Origin of the sequence: Bradyrhizobium sp. R2.2-H (assembly GCF_004346455.1) — a bacterium.
GTDB classification, from domain to species: domain Bacteria; phylum Pseudomonadota; class Alphaproteobacteria; order Rhizobiales; family Xanthobacteraceae; genus Bradyrhizobium; species Bradyrhizobium diversitatis.
In genome coordinates this window covers 161286-177721 of the sequence record NZ_SMBR01000012.1, presented here as the reverse complement: position 1 = coordinate 177721, position 16436 = coordinate 161286, and the positions used below count along the sequence as shown (strand labels likewise).

The window sequence follows — 16436 nt, the reverse complement described above, 5'->3', positions numbered from 1 at the left end:
CAAACGCGCTATTTCAGTACATGAAATATCGCTGCGCCATCGGCAACACCTCGGCAGGGGCACAAGTGAGCAACTCGCCGTCGGCGCGCACTTCATAGGTCTCCGGATCGACCTCGATATTGGGCGTGGCGTCGTTGTGGATCATGCTCTTCTTCGAGATCTTGCCGCGGGTATTCTGGACCGCATAGAGCTTCTTCTCGATGCCGAGCTTTCGCGCGAGGCCGCCGGTGACCGCCGCCTTCGAGGTGAATACCACGGACGACGCGGTGCGCGCCTTGCCGAAGGCGCCGAACATCGGCTGGTAGTGCACCGGCTGCGGCGTCGGGATCGAGGCGTTGGGATCGCCCATGGGCGCGGCGACGATCGTGCCTCCCTTGACGATGCAATCCGGCTTGACGCCGAAGAACGCCGGCGACCACAGCACGAGATCGGCGAGCTTGCCCTTCTCGACCGAGCCGATCAACTTCGACACGCCGTGCGCGATCGCGGGATTGATCGTGTACTTGGCGATGTAGCGCTTGACGCGGAAATTGTCGTTGTCCTTGCCCTTGTCCTGCGGCAGCGAGCCGCGTTGCTTCTTCATCTTGTCGGCTGTCTGCCAGGTGCGGATGATGACCTCGCCGAGGCGGCCCATGGCCTGCGAGTCCGAGGACATCATCGAGAGCGCGCCGAGGTCGTGCAGGATGTCTTCGGCCGCAATCGTCTCCTTGCGGATGCGGCTTTCGGCGAACGCCAGATCTTCCGCGATCGAGGGATCGAGGTGGTGGCACACCATCAGCATGTCCAGATGCTCGTCGATGGTGTTGCGGGTGAAGGGCCGCGTCGGGTTGGTCGAGGAGGGCAGCACGTTTTTCAGGCCGGCGATCTTGATGATGTCAGGGGCATGGCCGCCGCCGGCGCCTTCGGTGTGGAAGGCGTGGATGGTGCGGCCCTTGAACGCCTTGATCGTGTCCTCGACGAAGCCGGATTCATTCAGCGTGTCGGTGTGGATCATCACCTGGATGTCGTGATCGTCGGCAACCGACAGGCAATTGTCGATCGCCGCCGGCGTGGTGCCCCAGTCCTCGTGCAGCTTCAGCGCACAGGCGCCGGCCTTGATCATCTCGACCAGCGCGGCGGGACGCGACGCGTTGCCCTTGCCTGAGATGCCGAGATTGACTGGGAAGGCGTCGAACGACTGGATCATCCGCCCCATGTGCCACGGCCCCGGCGTGCAGGTGGTGGCGAAGGTACCGTGCGACGGGCCGGTGCCGCCGCCGAGCATCGAGGTGACGCCAGACATCAGCGCGTGCTCGATCTGCTGCGGACAGATGAAATGGATGTGGCTGTCGAAGCCGCCGGCGGTGAGGATCTTGCCTTCGCCCGCGATCACATCGGTCCCGGGGCCGATGATGATGGTAACGCCCGGCTGGATGTCGGGATTACCGGCCTTGCCGATGCCTGCGATCATGCCCTCCTTGATCGCGACGTCGGCCTTGACGATGCCCCAGTGATCGACGATCAGCGCATTGGTGATGACCGTGTCGGCCGCACCCTGCCTGTTGGTGACTTGCGACTGCCCCATGCCGTCGCGGATGACCTTGCCGCCGCCGAACTTCACCTCCTCGCCGTAGGTGGTGAAATCCTTCTCGACCTCGATGATGAGGTCGGTGTCGGCCAGCCGCACCCTGTCGCCGGTGGTCGGGCCGAACATGTCGGCATAGACGGAACGCTTCATTTTGACGGACATCACAAGCCCCGTTTGCGTTTGAATGTCTGATGGATCACAGCAGCGCCCTCGCTGCTTTCACGGCATCATCGAACTTCTCGTCCAGCCACGCATTTCCGCCGCGGCAGCCCGCAACGACCTGCGTGGCCCACGCGATATAGTCGGCGAGATCCTCGCGCTCCTCGGCACTCGGATCGGTTTGAATGCGCGCGCCCGTATTGCTGATTTTGTCGGCGATCTTGATCAGCTTGGCCCCGGCGGATTTCTTCGGCGCGTCCAGCACCTGAAGCCGCCGCCGTTCGGCCTTCGGCAAGCTCATGTCATCGGTGCATTCGGCGACGAGGGAAGCGACACGCGCGGAAAACCTTTGCGCGAGCTCCTCGCGTGTGGTGTCGGTGTCCTCGATGGTGTCATGCAGCCAGCCGGCCGCGACCAGTTCGGCATCGGCGCCGTCAGTCGCGGTCGCAAGCAGGTTCGCGACCTCGGCGAGGTGATTGATATAGGGCTCATTGCCGCGCCCCTTGCGCGCCATGCCGTTATGGCGGAGCGCGGCGAGCTCGGCAGCTTCCGAGACGAGGCGGATGGCAGGCAGCATGGCTGTCACAGCACTCCTCGACGACAACATCCGCGGTCGACGCAGCCTCGCAAGACTACTCCCGTCGGAGTTCGTGGCTCACCCCTCTCCCCAACCCTCCCCCGCAAGGGGGGAGGGAGCCTGACCGGCGTGCTCACCTCACTGTCGATCACTGCTCGCCTCAACCGTGCCGCGCCGCGCGCGTTCCTCCGGGTGTCACAGCTTGCCCATGACGTCGCCGCGGAAGCCATAAATCGTCTTTTTGCCCGCCATGGCGACGAGCTGGATGTCGCGAGTCTGGCCGGGCTCGAAGCGGACGGCGGTGCCGGCGGCGATGTCGAGGCGCATGCCGCGGGCCTTCTTGCGGTCGAACTTCAGCGCGGGGTTGGTCTCGAAGAAATGGTAGTGCGAGCCGACCTGGATCGGGCGGTCGCCGGTGTTGGCAACCGTCAGCGTCACGGTCTTGCGCCCGGCATTCAGCTCGATCTCGCCGTCCTGGATGAAGAGTTCGCCGGGGATCATGTGCTACCTCGTCTTGCTCCGCTGCGTCATGGCCGGGCTTGTCCCGGCCATCCACGTGGGGCCGCTTGGTTGATGGTCGTGGATGCCCGGGACAAGCCCGGGCATGACGATGTTGATACAGTTTCGCGCTTCAACGGATCGGCTCGTGCACGGTGACGAGCTTGGTGCCGTCAGGAAAGGTCGCCTCGACCTGGATATCGTGGATCATCTCGGGAATCCCCGGCATCACCTGGTCGCGGGTTAGGACCTGCGCGCCGGATTGCATCAGCTCGGCAACGGTACGACCGTCGCGCGCGCCTTCGAGGATGAAATCGGAGATGATCGCGATCGCCTCGGGATGGTTGAGCTTGACGCCGCGGTCCAGCCTGCGGCGCGCCACGATCGCCGCCATCGAGATCAGAAGCTTGTCCTTTTCGCGGGGAGACAGGTTCATGCGACATCTCTTCCGTTCAACACGTCAATTCAACCAGTCTAGTTCAGCCAGAGCCGCGGCAGGGCCGCACCAGTGCGCGCCAGCACCGTCATCATGTCGGCGCGCAAGCGCGCCGCATCTTGGGCACAGAACCGCGCGATTGCAAAGCCATTCCAGGCGGATATCCCGACCTCGCCGGAGAACGACTCCGATGCCGCGCGGATGCGCTCGACCAGCGCCTCATCGCCGGGCACGATCAGGGCCGTGCCGATCGCCGCGCCGCCCCTGGCGACCGCTGATCGCGCGAGCTTTGCGCCGATATCGCCGCCGAGCCTGACCGTCTCGGCGAACACCAGCCTGCCGCCGCGTCGCAGCCGCCAACGGTCGATGAATTCGCCCTGCTCCATCCGCTCGCCCATGGCGATACGGCCGAACACGACGATCTCGCAAAGCAGGAGCGAGGCGCTCTCGTCGAGCGCAATGTCGAAGCGGCGCTGAACCCGAGCGCAATCGAACAGGATCGTCTCCTGAGGCAGCCAGGCAAGACGCGCACCCGCGCCGGCCTTAAGGGCGATGTTGAGCTGTGCCGCCGAGCCCGGCGCGCGATAGACCTTTTCAGCCGCCGCCGTCGTCAGTGTCAACCGCGAGCGATCCGCCGCCGATATCTCGATGTCGAAGCGATCACCGCCGGCAACGCCGCCGGCGGTATTGACGAACACGCCGGAGAGGCCCTCGTCTTCGGGCGAGGGAAAGCGCACGCGGAGCGAACCGGATTCATGCAAAGTCCCGCGCCGCGTCACACCGTCACGAGCATGCACGTCGAACCTGACAGCGCCACGGGCGCGGTTGGCCTCAAACACCGAATTTGTCGCTAGAGCGTCGCTGCGCATCCGTCTCCCCAGCCGGCCGCGGCAGGATTTATTGGCTTACTGGCTCCTAGCTTACAGCGCCATCTGGCGGCTGATCTCGCCGGGATCCAGGTTGGCGCGATCACAGGTGAACTTCACCGCGCCGCGATCCATCACCGCGAAACTGTCGCCGAGTTCGCAGGCAAAGTCGAGATATTGTTCGACCAGCACGATGGCGATGTTGCCGAGGTTGCGCAGGTAGGAGATGGCGCGACCGATGTCCTTGATGATCGAGGGCTGGATGCCCTCGGTCGGCTCATCCAGCAGAAGCAGCTTCGGCCGCATCACGAGTGCGCGGCCGATGGCGAGCTGCTGCTGCTGACCGCCGGAGAGGTCGCCGCCGCGCCGGCCGAGCATGGATTGCAGCACCGGAAACAGCGAGAAGACGTCGTCCGGAATATGCCTGTCCTCGCGCTTGAGCGGCCCGAAGCCGGTCTTGAGGTTTTCCTCGACCGTCAGCAGCGGAAAGATCTCGCGGCCCTGCGGCACGAAACCGATGCCCTTGCGCGCCCGCTCGTACGGCTTCAGGCCCGTGATGTCGCTGCCATCGAACACGATCGCCCCCGAGGAGATCGGATACTGCCCGACCATGGCACGCAAGAGAGACGTCTTGCCGACGCCGTTGCGCCCGAGCACGCAAGTCACCTTGCCCGGCTCGGCCGAGATCGAGACGCCGCGTAGCGCCTGCGCCGCGCCGTAGAACAGGTTGATGTCCTTGACCTCAAGCATGCTCAGCGTCCCAGATAGACTTCGATGACCCGCTCGTTGGACGAGACCTGGTCGATGGTTCCTTCCGCGAGCACGGTGCCTTCGTGCAGGCACGTGACCTTGACGCCGAGTTCGCGCACGAAGGTCATGTCGTGTTCGACCACCATGACCGTGTGGGTCTTGTTGATCTCCTTGAGCAACTCGGCGGTGAGATGCGTCTCGACGTCGGTCATACCGGCGACAGGCTCGTCGACGAGGAGCAGCTTGGGATCCTGCGCCAGCAGCATGCCGATCTCGAGCCACTGCTTCTGGCCGTGGCTGAGGCTGCCGGCAAGGCGGTTGCGGGCCTCGGTGAGGCGGATCGTCTCCAGCACCTTGTCGATGCGCTCGGCTTCCGCCTTGCTGCCGCGCCAGAACAGCGTGGCCTTGACGCTGTGGTCGACATTGAGCGCGAGCAGCAGGTTGTCCTGCACGGTCTGGCTCTCGAACACGGTCGGCTTCTGGAATTTCCGGCCGATGCCGAGCTCGGCGATGCGGGTCTCGTCGAGCCGCGTCAGGTCGGTGACGCCATCGAACAGCACGGTGCCCTCGTCGGGCTTGGTCTTGCCGGTGATGATGTCCATCATCGTGGTCTTGCCGGCGCCGTTCGGGCCGATGATGGCGCGCATCTCGCCGGGCTCGAGCGTCAGCGAAAGATTGTTGATGGCGTGGAAGCCGTCGAACGAGACGTGCACCCCGTCCAGATAGAGCATCGCGGAAGTCGCGCGGGTATCCATGACGTTCATTGCACCTACTCCGCCATCTTGGGTTCGGTGACACCGTCCTCGGCCGCCGCGCTCACGGAGGCCGCGGCGGTGCGTTTTTCCTTCGACGAGTCCCACCAGGCGTTGAAGGTGCCGACGATGCCCTTCGGCAGCAGCAGCGTCACCAGGATGAACAGCGCGCCCAGCATGAACAGCCAGTACGGCGCCAGCACGCCGGAGGTGAAGAACGTTTTTGCATAGTTGACGACGACGGCGCCGAGCGCGGCACCGACCAGCGTGCCGCGCCCGCCGACCGCGACCCAGATCACCGCCTCGATCGAGTTACCCGGAGCGAACTCGCTCGGATTGATGATGCCGACCTGCGGCACGTAGAGCGCGCCGGCGACGCCGGCCATGCAGGCCGAGACCGTGAACACGAACAGCTTGTAGGATTCGACACGGTAGCCCAGGAAGCGCGTCCGCGATTCCGCGTCGCGCACCGCGATCAGCACCTTGCCGAGCTTGGACGAGACGATGGCGCGGCAGATCAGGAAACCTACGATCAGCGCCAGGCAGCTCAGCGCGAACAGCGCGGCTCGGGTGCCCTCCGCCTGCACGTTGAAGCCCAGAATGTCCTTGAAATCGGTGAGGCCGTTATTGCCGCCGAAGCCGAAGTCGTTGCGGAAGAAGGCAAGCAGCAGCGCATAGGTCATCGCCTGCGTGATGATCGACAGGTACACGCCGGTGACGCGGGAGCGGAACGCGAGCCAGCCGAAGCAGAAGGCGAGCAGGCCGGGCACGACCAGCACCATCAGCGCGGCGAACCAGAACATGTCGAAGCCGTACCAGTACCACGGCAGCTTCTCCCAGTTCAGGAACACCATGAAATCGGGCAGGACCGGATTGCCGTAGACGCCGCGGGTGCCGATCTGCCGCATCAGGTACATGCCCATGGCGTAGCCACCGAGCGCGAAGAAGGCGCCGTGACCGAGCGAGAGGATGCCGCAATAGCCCCAGATCAGGTCAATCGAAAGCGCCAGAATGGCGTAGCAGACATATTTGCCCCAGAGCGCGACGAGATAGGTTGGCACTTGCAGGAACGAGCCCGCGGGCAGTAGCAGGTTGGAGAGCGGGATGAGGATGCCGCAGGCCGCGACGACGGCGAGGAAGATCGTCGCGCTGCGGTCCAGCGATCGCGTCAGCATGTGAGGGGTCATGCTTCCACCGCGCGGCCCTTGAGCGCGAACAGGCCGCGCGGCCGCTTTTGAATGAACAGGATGATGAGGACCAGGATCGCGATCTTGCCGAGCACGGCGCCGGCGACCGGCTCCAGGAACTTGTTGGCGATGCCGAGCGTGAAGGCGCCGACCAGCGTGCCCCAGAGATTGCCGACGCCGCCGAACACCACGACCATGAAGCTGTCGATGATGTAGCTCTGGCCAAGATTGGGGCTGACATTGTCGATCTGCGACAGCGCCACGCCGGCGATGCCGGCGATGCCCGAACCGAGGCCGAAGGTCAGTGCATCGACGCGCGAGGTGGCAATGCCCATCGAGGCCGCCATGCGGCGGTTCTGCGTCACCGCGCGCATCTCGAGGCCGAGCGCCGTGTAGCGCAGCATCGCGAGCAGGATCATGAACACGGCAAGCGTGAAGACGAGGATCCAGAGCCGGTTATAGGTGATGGTGATCTGGCCGAGCTCGAACGCGCCGCTCATCCAGGAGGGGTTGCCGACCTCGCGGTTGGTCGGACCGAACATGGTTCGCACCGCCTGCTGCAGCACCAGCGACAGGCCCCAGGTGGCAAGCAGCGTCTCCAGCGGCCGGCCGTAGAGGAAGCGGATGATGCTGCGCTCGATCAAGACGCCGATCGCGCCGGCGACGAGGAAGGCGAGCGGCACCGCGATCAGCAGTGAATAGTCGAACAGGCCGGGATAACGGGTGCGGATCACCTCCTGCACCACGAAGGTGGTATAGGCCCCGATCATCACCATCTCGCCATGCGCCATGTTGATGACGCCCATCACGCCGAAGGTGATGGCGAGTCCGATCGCCGCGAGCAGCAGCACAGAGCCGAGCGAGAGGCCGTACCAGGCGTTCTGCACCATGGACCAGACCGCCAGCGAGCTCTGGATCGAGGAGATCGCGCTCGCGGCGGCCTTGGTTACCGACGCCGGCTGGTCGCCCATGCCGGTCAGCAGCGCCAGCGCGTCCTGGTCGCCGCGCGCCTTGAGGGTGGCGACGGCCTCGAGCTTCTCGACCTCGGTGGCGTCGGACTTGAACAGCAGGATCGCGGCGCGGGCCTCGCTGAGCGCGGTCTTGACGGATCTGTCGGTTTCCTTGGCAAGCGCCGCATCGACCGCCTCGAGCGCGGTCTCCTCGTGCGACTTGAAGACGGATTGCGCGGCCTGCAGCCGCGTTCCGACGTCCGGCGACTGAAGCGTCAGGCCGCCGAGCGCGGCATCGACGCTGCGGCGCAGGCGGTTGTTGAGGCGGACCGCGCTCGCACTGTCGGGAACGCTGGCGACGGCCGCGCCCGTCGCGGCGTCGATCGACTTGCCGTCGGCGCCGGTGACGTAAACCTTCTTGCTGTCAGGATCGGCCATGAGGCGGCCGTCCTGGAGCGCGCTGATGATGGGGAAAGCCAACGGGTTGCCGCTGCCCGCGACCACGCCGATCGCCTCCTCCGTGTCGGAAAAATCATCATTCGCGAATTTGGCGACCGCATCCTCGAACGGCCCGGCGAAGGCCGGCAGCGCGAACGCGATCAGAAACAACGAGAGTGCAAGCGAACAGAGACGGGCGGACAAATGGGCTGGCACTGTGAATGACCCCGGCAGAAATGAGTGGAGAAGGCGGCGGGATCGCCGCCCTCTCCGATCTTGCAATGGACGTCAGATCCGGATCAGGAGCCCGAACCGAGACACTTGTTGGTCTTGGTGTTGAAGTTGCCGCACTTCTTGCCGACCCAGTCGCCGATCAGGTCCTTGGAGCCTTCCAGCTCCTTCGACCAGGCATCGCCCGCGACGAGGCCCGGCGTTTTCCAGACTACGTCGAACTGGCCGTTCGCCTTGATCTCGCCGATGAACACCGGCTTGGTGATGTGGTGGTTCGGCAGCATCTTCGACACGCCGCCGGTCAGGTTCGGCGCCTCGATGCCGGGAAGCGCGTCGATCACCTTGTCCGGATCGGTCGACTTGACCTTCTCGACCGCCTTCACCCACATGTTGAAGCCGATCACGTGCGCTTCCATCGGGTCGTTGGTCACGCGCTTGGGGTTCTTGGTGTAGGCTTGCCAGTCCTTGATGAACTTCTCGTTCGACCCGTCCTTGGTCTTGATCGATTCGAAGTAGTTCCAGGCGGCGAGATGACCGACCAGCGGCTTGGTGTCGATGCCGGCGAGCTCTTCCTCACCCACGGAGAACGCAACGACCGGGATGTCCTTTGCCTTGATGCCCTGGTTGCCGAGCTCCTTGTAGAAGGGAACGTTGGCGTCGCCATTGATGGTCGAGACCACCGCAGTTTTCTTTCCGGCCGAGCCGAACTTCTTGATGTCGGCCACGATCGTCTGCCAGTCGGAGTGACCGAACGGCGTGTAGTTGATCATGATGTCTTCCTGGGCGACACCCTTCGACTTCAGATAGGCTTCCAGGATCTTGTTGGTCGTGCGCGGATAGACGTAGTCGGTGCCCGCGAGCACCCAGCGCTTCACCTTCTCTTCCTTCATCAGATAGTCGACGGCCGGGATCGCCTGCTGGTTCGGCGCCGCACCCGTGTAGAACACGTTGCGCTCGCTCTCCTCACCCTCGTACTGCACGGGGTAGAACAGAATGTTGTTCAGCTCCTTGAAGACCGGCAGCACCGACTTGCGCGACACCGAGGTCCAGCAGCCGAACACGACCGAGACCTTGTCCTTGGTGATCAGCTCGCGCGCCTTTTCGGCGAACAGCGGCCAGTTCGAAGCGGGGTCGACGACGACGGCTTCCAGCTTCTTGCCGAGCACGCCGCCCTTCTTGTTCTGCTCATCGATCAGGAAGAGGATGGTATCCTTCAGCGTGGTTTCGCTGATCGCCATGGTGCCGGACAGGGAGTGGAGCACGCCGACCTTGATGGTGTCGTCCGCGGCCTTCGCGCCAGTCAATGAAGCCAGACCGAGCACCAATCCGGCGGTCGCGGCGAGCACGCCGCGGCGGCTAAATGAAGCCGCTATATCGTGAGTGGATTTGCTAAACATGAGTGTCTCATCTCCCTGACGCAGACGTGAAAATGCTGCGAAACGGCCCCACGGCCGCCTGCGATTAACGGAATCGCAAGAACCATGCCATGGGCTGAGCACCCATCAACGCTTTGATGTTGCTTATAGAATCGGCCGAAATCGAAGTTTGGCCATAGTCAGACTGACTAAATTCTAGGCGTCCGAAATGTGTGCGAAAGCGGCATGCAGTTTATTTTATGAGCAAATCGCCAGTTCTGGCTAAATTTCCGGCATCACTATTTTTGCACCGCAATCGCTATTTCAGCCACGCCTGCCTTGAAAGCGCCCCTTCGATGTTCCATATGACCACCCGAGACCTCTTGCGAATCAAGAGGTCATAGCGAGCCGCGTGTTCTTAAGCCCATACGGGCGTCTGGCTTGCCCCACATCTCCCAAGCCCATCCGACACCCCAAACACGCAGGTGTCTTCTCGACACCTTTTTGCGCGCGCCGCGCCGAATGCGCCGGGCGCTCGCTTTTGACATGGAAAGAACCCCTCTTTTGACTTCGTTTCAGGATTTCGGCCTCGCCGAACCCATCGCGCGCGCTCTTCGTGAAGAGAATTACGTCACCCCCACCCCGATCCAGGCCCAGACCATCCCGCTGGCGCTGACCGGCCGCGACGTCGTCGGTATCGCCCAGACCGGAACCGGCAAGACCGCGTCCTTCGCGCTTCCAATCCTCCACCGGTTGCTCGAGAACCGCATCAAGCCGCAGCCCAAGACCTGCCGCGTCCTCGTGCTCTCTCCGACCCGCGAGCTGTCCGGCCAGATCCTGGACAGCTTCAACGCCTATGGCCGTCACCTGCGGCTGGCGTCGACCCTCGCCATCGGCGGCGTGCCGATGGGCCGTCAGGTCCGCGCCCTGATGCAGGGCGTCGACGTTCTGGTTGCCACTCCAGGCCGCCTGCTCGACCTCGTGCAGAGCAACGGGCTGAAGCTTGGAAGCGTCGAGTTCCTCGTGCTCGACGAAGCGGACCGCATGCTCGACATGGGGTTCATCAACGACATCCGCAAAATCGTCGCCAAGCTGCCGATCAAGCGGCAGACGCTGTTCTTCTCGGCCACCATGCCCAAGGACATCGCCGAGCTCGCCGACGCCATGCTGCGCGATCCGGCCCGCGTCGCGGTGACCCCGGTCTCCTCGACCGCCGAGCGGATCAACCAGCGCATCATCCAGCTCGACTTCTCTTCCAAGCCCGCCTTCCTGACCAAGCTCCTGAAGGACGAGCCGATCAACCGCGCACTGGTTTTCACCCGCACCAAGCACGGCGCCGACAAGGTGGTGAAGACCCTTGAAAAGGCCGGCATTACCGCGAGCGCCATCCACGGGAACAAGTCCCAGAACCATCGCGAGCGGACGCTCGCCCAGTTCCGCTCCGGCGAGATCCGCACCTTGGTGGCGACCGACATCGCCGCCCGCGGCATCGACGTCGACGGCATCACCCACGTCATCAATTTCGACCTGCCCAACGTCCCCGAGACCTACGTCCACCGCATCGGCCGCACCGCCCGTGCCGGCGCCGACGGCACCGCGATCTCCCTGGTCGCAGGCGGCGAGGAGCTCGGCTATCTCCGCGACATCGAACGGCTGATCCGCGTCGCGCTGCCGCGCGAGGACCACCGCACCGACGCCGGGCGCCGCGATGCCGGCCCCGCCCCGTCGCAGCAACGGCAGGGCCGGCCGGGCGGCCGCCCGGGCCAACGCCCGCAAGGGACGCGGCACGGTGACGGGCGGCGTGCTGACGAAAGACATGCCGACGGGCGTCACCATGGTGCCGGCAAACCAAGTGACGGAAGGCCCGGTGAAGGACGGCATGCCGAGGCGAGGCATGCTGACGGACGACCCGGCAATGGCCCGAATGCTTCGAAGGGTTCTCGGCGCCGCCGCTCCGGTGGTAAGATGCATTCATCGCCCGTCGACCGTCCGGAACAACGTTCCGCGCATAGCGCCGGGACGCCTGATGGGATACAAGGCGTGGCCTTTTTGCGCCGCGAGAGTCGGCCAAACAGCCAACCGAACCGCAAACCCTATTCGCACTAGCCGTCCACGACCTGGAGAAATTCATGGCTAAGGAAGAGCTGATCCAGTTCGAAGGACTGGTCACCGAAATCCTCCCCGACGCCCGTTACCGCGTGCAACTCGACGCCGGACACGAGATCGTTGCCTATACCGCCGGCAAGATGAAGAAGAACCGCATCAAGACGCTCGCGGGCGACCGCGTGACGGTGGAGATGTCGCCGTACGACCTGGAGAAGGGCCGGCTCATTTTCCGCCACAAGGACGAACGTCCCAGCACGGCTGGCGGACCGCCCCGTCCCGGACAGCGCGGCGGCCAGTTCCGCCGCCGCTGATCGGTTGCGGCGCGCAGGCGCGAGAAACCCCGACCTGGATCTTGATCCGCCGTTGACACCACGGCGGATCAAAAAATCGTGCGCGTCCCGATTGTCTCGAATCCCTGTTTCTGATAAAATGAATTAATCGATTTTCGGCCGGACGACATTGGCATCCACCGGTACAGCCGGTTCAGACACCCTGACGACCCTTCCAGAAATTCGATCTAAACCTGCCCGCGCGAGCGGGCTCCGACATTGTGTATCTGAGAAGGAACTACCCCATGAGCATGGGAACCGTGAAGTGGTTTAACGCGACCAAGGGCTTCGGCTTCATCCAGCCCGACGACGGCGGCCAGGACGTATTCGTTCACATCAGCGCCGTGGAGCGCGCCGGTCTCGGCTCGCTGCGCGAAGGCCAGAAGATCTCCTACGAGATCGTGGCCGACCGCCGCTCCGGCAAGTCGGCGGCGGACAACCTCCGCGCCGCGGGCTGAGCCAACCGGGCTCTTGGCCCGACCGCCTCGAGCGAGGAAACAAGAAGGCCGTGCGTCGCGCACGGCCTTTTTTATTGTACAACATCAACCTGAAGCGCGCAGACCATTCATCCTGATCGCATCGCGCCTTAGTTGGGTTTGGTGCTGCCGCTGGCACTGCTGCTCAGCGAACCAGCCTGGCTCATCGTGTTGTTGAAGTAGGCGTCGCTGTCGCCGAGCGTCACGCGACGCTGGCAAAGCGGTACGCAGCTGTAGGACTCGCGCTCGATCCCGCGATAGACGGTGACGAGCCGGTCGCTCGGACCTTCAACCTGGATCTGGCGGTCGACCAGGATCTCGCCGCCCCGGTCGAGCGCGATGAAGTTGGTGGCACCATAGCCCTTTCCGGTCACGACGATCATCCCGCCCGGCTGGAGCGTGACGTCGGCGATCAGGGGATTGCCCACCACGATGGTCGCCACCTTACCGGGCAGCCGTACCAGCTTGGCCTGATCGACATTGACGGCGATCGTGTCGGCGGTGGACTCGGCAAGGCCGGCGGCCGGCCATGCCACTGCAGCGGCAAACAGAAGACACACGCGCGCATGACGGCGCAGCAATTCCTTACGCATACTCTTACCCCCGGGACGTCACAAACCGGCAGAAGCGGCCAGACAACAGCGGAGCCGGCGCCCGACCCGGCCAACCTGCCTTTAATTCATGAACGTTCCGCAAATTCGCCGGCTATTGTTTGAACGGATAGGAGAGTTGGCCCCAGATCTCCTTCGGCATGGTCGCTTCGTCCTTGCCGTAGTCCTGCGGCAGCTTCCCCTCCGGCATGCGGAAGGTGCCGAACAGCACATCCCAGATTGGAAACGTCCCCGCGAAATTGGTGTGGCCGCCCTCTTCGAGCGAAGTGTGGTGCCAACGGTGGAATACCGGCGTCGCCAGCACGTATTTGAACGGTCCGAACGTCCAGTTCAGGTTGGCGTGCACGAAGGCCGAATGGAAGGTGGTGAACGGACCGACCCAGATCATGACGTTGGGGGAGATACCGGCCATCAGCAGCACGACGTCGACGCTGATCGTCCCGAGCAAGAGATTGACGGGATGGAAGCGGGCCGCGGAGATCCACCCGATTTCCTCCGACGAATGATGGACGGCGTGGTACTTCCAGAAGCCGCCGTCGTGGAAAAGCCGGTGCAGCCAGTACAGCATGAAGTCGGACAGCACCAGGAACAGCAGGGCCTGGAGCCACAGCGGCAACTGCGACAGCGGACCATGGCCATTGTCGTAGAAGGCAATGAGTTCGTCGGCGTCGTGGATGTTGAAGACGACGCTGGCGCCGACGATCAGAAGACCGATCCGCATGGTGCGGGCAAACACCGGGACGAAGAACCAGTAGCAGATGTCGGTGACGATCTCCCGCTTGCGCCACCACGGCGCGCCGGGATTGCAGGCCCAGAAATGCTCCAGCACGGTGAAGACGGCCGCGAGCACGAAGGTGACGGGGATCACCTTGACGATGGTCTCGCCGAGCATCAGGGCGACTTGCATGGGCAGGCTCGACATCGTCGCCTCTCTTGCGAATTCCAGTCCTGCCTAGGCGTACTCCGCGAAATTTAAGGGAGCGTGAAGCAGGCACCGCGCTGCCGATGCACCGGGAACCGGAATGCATCGCAGCTGCCGTTTTAAGGCGAAATTCACTCTGCGCGAAAGCTTCGCGCCGGACCTTGGTTTATCCGATCGATTTAACTTTACCGAAAGAGCTCGGCTCTCATGGTCTTCGCCGCAGACAGCGCCGAACGAGGCGATTTCACCCAGACGGAGTTTTGTTCATGAAGAACTTGATCGCGCGTTTCGCGAAGGATGAATCCGGCGCCACCGCCATCGAATACGGTCTGATCGCCGCCGGCATCGCGTTGGCCATCATCACCGTCGTCAACAATCTCGGCACCGCGCTGAACGGCAAGTTCACCTCGATCAGCACGTCGCTGAAGTAGGTAACCGACGACCGACGACAAACGCCCCGGGCCTCCGGGGCCTTTGCTTTTCTGAAGACGGCAAGTTCCAGTGGCGTTGTACAAGTTCAGAACCGATGCCGCGGTCGCGGCGAAAGAGGCGGGGACGGCTCAAGCCGGCTCGCCGGCCTATTGGATCTGCCTTGCGCTGCTGCTTGCGACGGTCGCGCTCGCCGTACGCATTGCCAGCTTCTGGTGAAAACGCATTCAGCGGCCTTGGCCGCACGTCCCTGTCGCCGTTGTCGGTTTGTTTAGCACTACGCGCTAGCATCCGGCGACGCCAGCTCCCGCGGCCAACCCAGGCCTCAAGACGCAGCCCATGATCCTCGACCTTGCGCGCCTTCTGCTCTTCCCGGCCCTGATGGCATTCGCCGCCGCGAGCGATCTCTTCACGATGACGATCTCGAACCGTGTGTCGCTGGCGCTGGTCGCAGGCTTCTTCGTGCTCGCCCTTGCCGGTGGCATGGCACCTTACGACATCATGAGTCATGTCGGCGCCGGCGCGCTCGTCCTGGTCGTGGCCTTCACCTGCTTCGCGATGGGCTGGGTGGGCGGCGGCGACGCCAAGGTCGCGGCTTCCGTCGCGCTCTGGTTCGGCTTCGCGCAGCTGATGAACTTCCTGCTCTACGCCTCGCTGTTCGGCGGCGCGCTGACGCTGCTGCTGCTCCAGTTCCGGCAATGGCCGCTGCCCTACGGGCTGGCGGGTCAGGCCTGGCTCGCACGGCTGCACGCCAAGGAGAGCGGCATTCCCTACGGCATCGCGCTCGCCCTGAGCGCGTTGATGGTCTACCCGGAGACGGAATGGGTGAAGGCGATCGACCTCACTCACCTCGCACTGCGCTGAACGCACTGGGTAACCCGGCGTTAAGGCGATTTAGATACGCCTCATTAACCATGCTTTGACGAATAGCTGGTCAACTGCCGATCACGGCGGCGGCAGCGTCGCGGCGTATTGTTGGAAAGTGAAGCGTATGAATAGGGCACGCATTGTCGTCCTGGCGGTCGCCATCTGCGCCGGCGGCGTCGCCGCGTACCTGGCGAGCGGCACCGACAATTCTGCGCCGCCTCCGCTTCCGGTCGCGCAACTGCCGACCGTTGACGTCCTCGTCGCCAAGAACGACATCGGCCTCGGCCAGACCGTGAAGCCGGAAGACGTGCAATGGCAGACCTGGCCGGCCGCGACCGCCAGCGCCAGCTTCATCCGACGCAACGAGCGCCCCGACGGCGCGACCCAGGTGGCCGGCTCGATCGCGCGCGCGCCCTTCATTCAGGGTGAGCCGATCCGCGACCAGAAGCTGGTCAAGGCGGAAGGCTCCGGCTTCATGGCGGCGATCCTGCCCACCGGCATGCGGGCGATCTCGACCGAGATCTCGCCGGAGACCGGCGCGGGCGGCTTCATCCTGCCCAACGATCGCGTCGACGTGCTTCTCACGCGCCGGTTGAAGAACCCGGACGAGAGCAGCGGCGCCCCCGACCTCGTCACCTCCGAGATCATCCTGGCCAACATCCGCGTCCTGGCCATCGACCAGGCGCCCAAGGAGAAGGACGGCCAGAACGCGGTGATCGGCAAGACCGTCACCCTCGAGCTCAATCCAGCGCAGACCGCAACGCTCTCCGCGGCACGGCAGAGCGGCACGCTGTCGCTGGCGCTGCGCAGTATCGCCGACGTCAAGCTGAGCGAAATCACGCTCGACGACTCCACACAGAAGCGAGACGGCATTTCGATCATTCGCTACGGCATTCCAAGTCAGACGGCTAAGGCACGATGAAGACAGTC

19 protein-coding genes are annotated in these 16436 nt (G+C 63.9%); 7 read left to right on the top strand and 12 right to left on the bottom strand.

Annotated elements, in window-relative coordinates; genetic code table 11:
• Positions 1 to 13 precede the first annotated feature (13 nt).
• The 10 genes from ureC to urtA form a co-directional block, all read right to left on the bottom strand.
• Positions 14 to 1729 carry an urease subunit alpha gene (gene ureC / locus EDE08_RS28320; protein WP_131871955.1) on the bottom strand — a complete coding sequence of 572 codons (1716 nt, stop codon included), beginning with the start codon at positions 1727 to 1729 and terminating at the stop codon, positions 14 to 16.
• Positions 1730 to 1763: 34 nt separating this feature from the next.
• Positions 1764 to 2303: an HD domain-containing protein gene (locus EDE08_RS28315; protein ID WP_131871956.1), complete on the bottom strand. Its 540-nt coding sequence runs from the start codon at positions 2301 to 2303 to the stop codon at positions 1764 to 1766.
• 195 nt (positions 2304 to 2498) lie between these two features.
• Positions 2499 to 2804 carry an urease subunit beta gene (locus EDE08_RS28305; RefSeq protein WP_131871957.1) on the bottom strand — a complete coding sequence of 102 codons (306 nt, stop codon included), beginning with the start codon at positions 2802 to 2804 and terminating at the stop codon, positions 2499 to 2501.
• Between the two features lie 130 nt (positions 2805 to 2934).
• A complete protein-coding gene (locus tag EDE08_RS28300; RefSeq protein ID WP_007605424.1) occupies positions 2935 to 3237 on the bottom strand; it encodes an urease subunit gamma in 303 nt (100 codons plus the stop codon).
• A 38-nt stretch (positions 3238 to 3275) separates the two neighbouring features.
• Positions 3276 to 4106 carry an urease accessory protein UreD gene (locus EDE08_RS28295; RefSeq protein ID WP_131871958.1) on the bottom strand — a complete coding sequence of 277 codons (831 nt, stop codon included), beginning with the start codon at positions 4104 to 4106 and terminating at the stop codon, positions 3276 to 3278.
• 51 nt (positions 4107 to 4157) lie between these two features.
• Positions 4158 to 4853, bottom strand: coding sequence for an urea ABC transporter ATP-binding subunit UrtE (urtE, locus tag EDE08_RS28290; protein WP_028177269.1), 696 nt, complete (start codon positions 4851 to 4853; stop codon positions 4158 to 4160).
• Between the two features lie 2 nt (positions 4854 to 4855).
• Positions 4856 to 5617 (bottom strand): urea ABC transporter ATP-binding protein UrtD, encoded by a 762-nt coding sequence (gene urtD, locus EDE08_RS28285; protein WP_028177270.1) that lies wholly within the window; start codon positions 5615 to 5617, stop codon positions 4856 to 4858.
• A gap of 5 nt (positions 5618 to 5622) precedes the next feature.
• Entirely contained in the window at positions 5623 to 6792 is a 1170-nt protein-coding gene (urtC, locus tag EDE08_RS28280) for an urea ABC transporter permease subunit UrtC (protein ID WP_131871959.1), read from the bottom strand.
• Positions 6789 to 8396 carry an urea ABC transporter permease subunit UrtB gene (gene urtB, locus EDE08_RS28275; protein ID WP_131871960.1) on the bottom strand — a complete coding sequence of 536 codons (1608 nt, stop codon included), beginning with the start codon at positions 8394 to 8396 and terminating at the stop codon, positions 6789 to 6791. The genes urtC and urtB overlap by 4 nt, the downstream gene beginning before the upstream one ends.
• Positions 8397 to 8479: 83 nt before the next feature.
• Positions 8480 to 9808, bottom strand: coding sequence for an urea ABC transporter substrate-binding protein (urtA, locus tag EDE08_RS28270; RefSeq protein ID WP_028177273.1), 1329 nt, complete (start codon positions 9806 to 9808; stop codon positions 8480 to 8482).
• Positions 9809 to 10288: 480 nt separating this feature from the next.
• Here urtA and EDE08_RS28265 point away from each other — a divergent pair, with 480 nt between their 5' ends.
• The 3 genes from EDE08_RS28265 (at position 10289) to EDE08_RS28255 (ending at position 12659) form a co-directional block, all read left to right on the top strand.
• Positions 10289 to 11872: a DEAD/DEAH box helicase gene (locus EDE08_RS28265; RefSeq protein WP_131871961.1), complete on the top strand. Its 1584-nt coding sequence runs from the start codon at positions 10289 to 10291 to the stop codon at positions 11870 to 11872.
• A 23-nt stretch (positions 11873 to 11895) separates the two neighbouring features.
• Positions 11896 to 12183, top strand: a complete 288-nt coding sequence (gene infA, locus EDE08_RS28260; protein ID WP_024340539.1) for a translation initiation factor IF-1 — start codon at positions 11896 to 11898, stop codon at positions 12181 to 12183.
• A 263-nt stretch (positions 12184 to 12446) separates the two neighbouring features.
• Positions 12447 to 12659, top strand: a complete 213-nt coding sequence (locus EDE08_RS28255; RefSeq protein ID WP_014439634.1) for a cold-shock protein — start codon at positions 12447 to 12449, stop codon at positions 12657 to 12659.
• A 128-nt stretch (positions 12660 to 12787) separates the two neighbouring features.
• Here EDE08_RS28255 and EDE08_RS28250 read toward each other — a convergent pair whose 3' ends face one another.
• Both EDE08_RS28250 and EDE08_RS28245 read right to left on the bottom strand, forming a co-directional pair.
• Complete coding sequence (locus EDE08_RS28250; protein WP_131871962.1) at positions 12788 to 13270, bottom strand: pilus assembly protein N-terminal domain-containing protein; 483 nt, start codon at positions 13268 to 13270, stop codon at positions 12788 to 12790.
• A 112-nt stretch (positions 13271 to 13382) separates the two neighbouring features.
• Complete coding sequence (locus EDE08_RS28245; RefSeq protein WP_131871963.1) at positions 13383 to 14210, bottom strand: sterol desaturase family protein; 828 nt, start codon at positions 14208 to 14210, stop codon at positions 13383 to 13385.
• A 266-nt stretch (positions 14211 to 14476) separates the two neighbouring features.
• Between EDE08_RS28245 and EDE08_RS28240 the strand changes: the two genes are divergently transcribed.
• The 4 genes from EDE08_RS28240 to cpaB all read left to right on the top strand — a co-directional run bounded on the left by EDE08_RS28240 (position 14477) and on the right by cpaB (position 16428).
• Complete coding sequence (locus EDE08_RS28240; protein ID WP_028177277.1) at positions 14477 to 14641, top strand: Flp family type IVb pilin; 165 nt, start codon at positions 14477 to 14479, stop codon at positions 14639 to 14641.
• 76 nt (positions 14642 to 14717) lie between these two features.
• Entirely contained in the window at positions 14718 to 14858 is a 141-nt protein-coding gene (locus EDE08_RS38635; protein ID WP_165936222.1) for a hypothetical protein, read from the top strand.
• A 120-nt stretch (positions 14859 to 14978) separates the two neighbouring features.
• Entirely contained in the window at positions 14979 to 15503 is a 525-nt protein-coding gene (locus tag EDE08_RS28235; protein ID WP_131871964.1) for an A24 family peptidase, read from the top strand.
• 127 nt (positions 15504 to 15630) lie between these two features.
• Positions 15631 to 16428, top strand: coding sequence for a Flp pilus assembly protein CpaB (cpaB, locus tag EDE08_RS28230; protein ID WP_165936234.1), 798 nt, complete (start codon positions 15631 to 15633; stop codon positions 16426 to 16428).
• The last annotated feature ends 8 nt before the right edge of the window (positions 16429 to 16436 follow it).

Coding starts and splice junctions, on each gene's coding strand:
- ureC (WP_131871955.1), bottom strand. CDS start 1,729: ATGTCCGTCAAAATGAAGCGTTCCGTCTATGCCGACATGTTCGGCCCG.
- EDE08_RS28315 (WP_131871956.1), bottom strand. CDS start 2,303: ATGCTGCCTGCCATCCGCCTCGTCTCGGAAGCTGCCGAGCTCGCCGCG.
- EDE08_RS28305 (WP_131871957.1), bottom strand. CDS start 2,804: ATGATCCCCGGCGAACTCTTCATCCAGGACGGCGAGATCGAGCTGAAT.
- EDE08_RS28300 (WP_007605424.1), bottom strand. CDS start 3,237: ATGAACCTGTCTCCCCGCGAAAAGGACAAGCTTCTGATCTCGATGGCG.
- EDE08_RS28295 (WP_131871958.1), bottom strand. CDS start 4,106: ATGCGCAGCGACGCTCTAGCGACAAATTCGGTGTTTGAGGCCAACCGC.
- urtE (WP_028177269.1), bottom strand. CDS start 4,853: ATGCTTGAGGTCAAGGACATCAACCTGTTCTACGGCGCGGCGCAGGCG.
- urtD (WP_028177270.1), bottom strand. CDS start 5,617: ATGAACGTCATGGATACCCGCGCGACTTCCGCGATGCTCTATCTGGAC.
- urtC (WP_131871959.1), bottom strand. CDS start 6,792: ATGACCCCTCACATGCTGACGCGATCGCTGGACCGCAGCGCGACGATC.
- urtA (WP_028177273.1), bottom strand. CDS start 9,808: ATGTTTAGCAAATCCACTCACGATATAGCGGCTTCATTTAGCCGCCGC.
- EDE08_RS28265 (WP_131871961.1), top strand. CDS start 10,289: ATGCGCCGGGCGCTCGCTTTTGACATGGAAAGAACCCCTCTTTTGACT.
- infA (WP_024340539.1), top strand. CDS start 11,896: ATGGCTAAGGAAGAGCTGATCCAGTTCGAAGGACTGGTCACCGAAATC.
- EDE08_RS28255 (WP_014439634.1), top strand. CDS start 12,447: ATGAGCATGGGAACCGTGAAGTGGTTTAACGCGACCAAGGGCTTCGGC.
- EDE08_RS28250 (WP_131871962.1), bottom strand. CDS start 13,270: ATGCGTAAGGAATTGCTGCGCCGTCATGCGCGCGTGTGTCTTCTGTTT.
- EDE08_RS28245 (WP_131871963.1), bottom strand. CDS start 14,210: ATGTCGAGCCTGCCCATGCAAGTCGCCCTGATGCTCGGCGAGACCATC.
- EDE08_RS28240 (WP_028177277.1), top strand. CDS start 14,477: ATGAAGAACTTGATCGCGCGTTTCGCGAAGGATGAATCCGGCGCCACC.
- EDE08_RS28235 (WP_131871964.1), top strand. CDS start 14,979: ATGATCCTCGACCTTGCGCGCCTTCTGCTCTTCCCGGCCCTGATGGCA.
- cpaB (WP_165936234.1), top strand. CDS start 15,631: ATGAATAGGGCACGCATTGTCGTCCTGGCGGTCGCCATCTGCGCCGGC.